Consider the following 4635-nt stretch of genomic DNA (forward strand, 5'->3'; position numbering starts at 1 on the left):
CATCAAGGCGCAGGCGGTGCGGCTGGATTTCGAGGCGGATGACGGCGAGACCTATCAGCTGAACTTCATCGACACCCCCGGGCACGTCGATTTTTCCTACGAGGTCTCGCGCTCGCTCGCGGCCTGCGAGGGCGCGCTGCTGGTCGTGGATGCGTCGCAGGGTGTGGAGGCGCAGACCGTCGCGAACACCTACACGGCGATCGAGCAGGACCTGGAAATCGTCCCGGTCCTGAACAAGATCGATCTGCCCGCTGCCGAGCCCGAGCGGGTGGCCGCGGAGATCGAGGACGTGATCGGGCTGGAGGCGCGCGACGCGATCCGGACCAGCGCCAAGTCCGGCATCGGCATCCGCGAGGCGCTCAACGCGCTGGTGCAGCGGGTACCTCCACCCGTCGGCGATCCCGACGGCGAATTGCAGGCCCTGATCATCGATTCCTGGTTCGACAACTACCTCGGCGTCGTCTCGCTCATCCGCATCGTCAACGGCAGCGTCGGCAAGGGCGACAAGATTCGCGTGATGTCCACCGGGCGCGACTTTCAGGTCGATGGCGTCGGCACGTTTTCGCCGAAGCGTACCGAGCGTCAGCGCCTGGAGTGCGGGGAAGTCGGCTATCTGGTCGCCGGCATCAAGGACATTCACGGCGCCCCGGTGGGGGATACGCTGACGCTGGCCGCACGTCCCTGCGCGACGCGACTCCCCGGGTTCAAGCGCATGCAGCCCCGTGTTTTCGCCGGGCTGTTCCCGATCAGCTCCGACGATTTCGAGGACATGCGCGAGGCGCTGGAAAAGCTGAGCCTCAACGATGCCGCCCTGCAATTCGAGCCGGAAAACTCCGGCGCGCTCGGATTCGGTTTTCGCTGCGGCTTCCTCGGCATGCTGCACATGGAAATCGTGCAGGAGCGGCTGGAGCGCGAATACAACATCGATCTGATCACCACCGCGCCCACGGTGATCTACCGTGTCGTGATGGTCGATGGCGATGTCATCGAGGTCGACAATCCGGCCGATCTGCCGGATCCGGGCGAGATCGACCATATCGAGGAGCCGGTGATCAACGCGCGCATCCTGCTGCCGCAGGAGTACATCGGTGCCGTGATGCAGCTTTGCATCGAAAAGCGGGGCAGCCAGCAGCGGATGACGTATCACGGTCGTCAGGTCACCATGGCCTTCGAGCTGCCGATGGCGGAAGTCGTCGTCGATTTCTTCGATCGTCTGAAGTCGGTATCCCGGGGCTACGCATCCTTCGAATACGAGTTCGCCCGGTTCGAGCCTGCGGCGCTGGTGCGGCTGGATGTGCTGATCAACGGTGATCGTGTCGACGCCCTGTCCAGCATCGTGCATCGGGACATGGCCTACGGACGGGGTCGCGACTACGCCGAACGGCTGGCCGACATCATTCCCCGGCAGATGTTCGACGTGGCGATCCAGGCCGCGATCGGTTCGAGAATTCTCGCGCGCTCCACGGTCAAGGCGCTGAGAAAGAACGTGACGGCGAAGTGCTACGGCGGCGACGTGTCGCGCAAGCGCAAGTTGCTGGAAAAGCAGAAGGCTGGAAAGAAGCGGATGAAGCAATTCGGAAAGGTCGAAATCCCTCAGGAAGCATTCCTGACCATGCTCAACACGAGCGGGGACTGACATGTTCGCGGACGACGTGCATCTCGATTTCGCCGCCATCCTGCTGATCCTGGCCCTGGCGACGGGCGTGATCTACCTGCTGGATGTCCTGTTCTGGGCCAAGTCCAGGGCGCCCGACCGCAAACCCTCCGGGCCGATCGAGATTTCCCGCTCGTTCTTTCCGGTCATCCTGATCGTGCTGGTGCTGCGCTCGTTCATCGCCGAGCCGTTCCGGATTCCGTCCGGGTCGATGATCCCGACGCTGCACGTCGGTGATTTCATCCTGGTCAACAAGTTCAGCTACGGGTTGCGTCTGCCGGTGTTCCATACCGAGGTGTTGCCGCTGGGGTTGCCCGAGCGCGGGGATGTCGTGGTCTTTCGTTATCCGGAGGACCCGAGCAAGGATTTCATCAAGCGCATCGTGGGCTTGCCGGGCGACGAGATCGAGTACCGCGGCAAGGTGCTCACGGTCAACGGCGAGGCGGTGGAGATCGAGCCGATCGGGCTGTACCAGAGCGCGGACCCGCGTCATCGCTACGCCACGGAGTACCAGGAAACGCTCAACGGGGTACAGCACGGCATTCTGGTGAATCCGCGCGCCCCGGCGAAGGACTTCCGCTACACGGTGCCCGAGGGGCACTATTTCGCGATGGGTGACAATCGGGATGGCTCGGATGACAGCCGACGCTGGGGCCCGGTCCCGGAGCGCAATCTGGTCGGCAAGGCGATGCTGATCTGGATGAGCTGGGATGGCGAGCACAACCGTCCGGCGCTGTCGCGCATCGGCGATCTCATTCACTGACGGCGTGGGTCGAAGCACGTCGACCGAAACGACAGGGGGTAGGTATGCAAGGGCTGACGCATCAGAAGGGCCTCGGGCTCTGGGGCATGCTGTTCGTGTTCGGCGTGATCGGCTTTGTCGCGCTGGTCACGATCAAGTGCACACCGATATATCTGGCGCAGATGGAAATCGCCTCGGCGGTCAAGTCGGTCGCCGACGATCCGTCCTACTCGAAGGAGTCGCCGTTCGAGATTCGCCGCGCGCTGCAACGTCGATTCGATATCGACGACGTCAAGCAGCTGAAGACCAAGGACATCAAGATCGAGCGCGACGACAACACCCGCATCATCTCCTACGACTACGCCGTGGAGGTGCCGTTGTTCGCCAACATCTCGCTGAAGATCCAGTTCAAGGACGCGGTGAGGATCCGGACCTCGTGAATCCGTCTCCGGCCGCGTTGCAGCGTGCCATCGGCTATGAATTCGCCAATCAGCGTCTGCTCGAACAGGCGTTGAGGCATCGTAGCGCGGGCCGGCAGCACAACGAGCGGCTGGAGTTTCTGGGCGACGGTTTGCTGAACTTCGTGGTCGCGGCCGAGCTCTACCTGCGCCAGCCCGACGCCGATGAGGGCGATTTGTCGCGAATCCGCGCCGCACTGGTGCGGGGCAGCACGCTGGCGGACATCGGCCGGGAACTGGGACTGGGCGACTGGATCAGCCTGGGGATGGGTGAAAAGGCCACCGGCGGGCATCGCCGTGCCTCGATTCTGGCCGATGCGGTCGAGGCCCTGTTCGGGGCGATTTATCTGGATCGCGGGTTTGATGCCGCCGCCGAGGTGATCCGACGTCTGTTCTCGGGGCGCCTGGATCATCTGCCCGATGCCGAAGCGCTCAAGGATGCCAAGACCCGCCTGCAGGAGGTCTTGCAGCGGGACGGCCGGCCGCTACCCGAATACAGCATCGTTGAAGTCACCGGGGCGCAGCATCGTCAGCAGATGCGCGCGAACTGCGAACTGCCGGACTCCGGCGAGGTGTTCGAGGGGCGCGGCACCAGCCGTCGCAAGGCGGAACAGGATGCCGCTCGCGCCTGTCTGGAATCGGTGTTCCGGGTGACGTCGCAGGCATGAGCGAGACACGCGCCGGTTTCATCGCGGTGGTTGGCCGACCCAACGTCGGCAAGTCAACGCTGATCAATGCCCTGGTGGGCTCACGGGTCAGCATCACCACGCCCAAGCCACAGACGACCCGACATCGGATTCTCGGCATCCGCACCGACGAGACCGTGCAGATGATCTTCGTTGACACCCCCGGCATTCACACCGGCGGCAAGTCCGCGATGAACCGCATGCTCAACCGGACCGCCGGAGACTCGGTGCGTGACGCCGACTGTGTGCTGTGGCTGGTGCAGTCGAACCGCTGGACCGACGAGGATGCCGCGGTGCTGGAGCGTCTGCGTTCCGTGCGCTGTCCGGTGGGGCTGGTCGTGACCAAGGTCGATCTGGTCAAGGACAAGGCGACGCTGATGCCGTTTCTCGCGGAGACCGGTGCGCGGCGCGCGTTCGACTTCGTCGTGCCGCTGTCGGCCGCCAAGGGCAACAACCTGGATGCGCTGATGGAGGAACTGGTGCGGGTGCTGCCGGAATCACCGTTCCTGTTCGAGCCCGAGCAGGTCACCGATCGCGGCGAGCATTTCCGCATGGCCGAACTGATCCGCGAGCGTCTGTTCATGTCGCTGGACCAGGAGCTGCCGTACGCGATCACCGTGGAGATCGAGTCCGACGAACCGATGGACGACGGCCGCCGGAATGTCAGCGCGGTGATCTGGGTCGCGCGGGACAGTCACAAGGGCATCGTCATCGGCAAGCGGGGCGCGCGCCTCAAGCAGGTTGGCAGCGAGGCCCGCAAGGCGATCCAGGCCGATCTGGGCCAGGGGCTGCATCTGCAACTCTGGTGCCGGGTGAAGCGCGGCTGGGCCGATGATGAGCGGGCGCTGGCTTCACTGGGGTTCGATCTGCCCGATTCCCCCTGACATGGTGGCCTCCCGGCGCATCCAGGACGTGGGCGTCGTGTTACATCGTCGTGGCTATCGCGAGACCAGCCTGATCGTCGAGTGTCTGACCGCCGAGCACGGCCGCGTGGGCCTGGTTGCCAGGGGCGCGCGTCGCGGCGGGCGAAACAGCCGTCTGGAACCGTTGCAGGAATTCGCGCTGGCCTGGTCCGGCGGCGGCGAGCTGCACACG

At 64.4% G+C, this 4635-nt stretch carries 6 protein-coding genes; all 6 read left to right on the top strand.

Annotation, left to right across the window (positions count from 1 at the left end; all coding sequences use genetic code 11):
- The coding region (lepA, locus tag ABNS06_RS11010; protein ID WP_348674645.1) for a translation elongation factor 4 at positions 1-1636 on the top strand (1636 nt) is incomplete at its 5' end.
- Position 1637: 1 nt separating this feature from the next.
- Complete coding sequence (gene lepB, locus ABNS06_RS11015; protein ID WP_348674646.1) at positions 1638-2417, top strand: signal peptidase I; 780 nt, start codon at positions 1638-1640, stop codon at positions 2415-2417.
- Between the two features lie 44 nt (positions 2418-2461).
- Positions 2462-2836, top strand: a complete 375-nt coding sequence (locus ABNS06_RS11020) for a DUF4845 domain-containing protein (protein WP_348674647.1) — start codon at positions 2462-2464, stop codon at positions 2834-2836.
- Positions 2833-3522, top strand: coding sequence for a ribonuclease III (rnc, locus tag ABNS06_RS11025; RefSeq protein ID WP_348674648.1), 690 nt, complete (start codon positions 2833-2835; stop codon positions 3520-3522). Before ABNS06_RS11020 ends, rnc begins: the two co-directional genes overlap by 4 nt.
- Positions 3519-4424 carry a GTPase Era gene (era, locus tag ABNS06_RS11030; protein WP_348674649.1) on the top strand — a complete coding sequence of 302 codons (906 nt, stop codon included), beginning with the start codon at positions 3519-3521 and terminating at the stop codon, positions 4422-4424. Before rnc ends, era begins: the two co-directional genes overlap by 4 nt.
- Before the next feature lies 1 nt (position 4425).
- Positions 4426-4635: recombination protein O N-terminal domain-containing protein (locus ABNS06_RS11035; protein WP_348674650.1), on the top strand; the 210-nt coding region annotated here is incomplete at its 3' end.

The sequence above is a fragment of the uncultured Abyssibacter sp. genome, from assembly GCF_964000955.1.
GTDB lineage: Bacteria > Pseudomonadota > Gammaproteobacteria > Nevskiales > OUC007 > Abyssibacter.

Excerpts from the sequence above, each read along its gene's own strand:
- era (WP_348674649.1), top strand. The coding sequence starts at position 3,519 with ATGAGCGAGACACGCGCCGGTTTCATCGCGGTGGTTGGCCGACCCAAC.
- ABNS06_RS11020 (WP_348674647.1), top strand. The coding sequence starts at position 2,462 with ATGCAAGGGCTGACGCATCAGAAGGGCCTCGGGCTCTGGGGCATGCTG.
- lepB (WP_348674646.1), top strand. The coding sequence starts at position 1,638 with ATGTTCGCGGACGACGTGCATCTCGATTTCGCCGCCATCCTGCTGATC.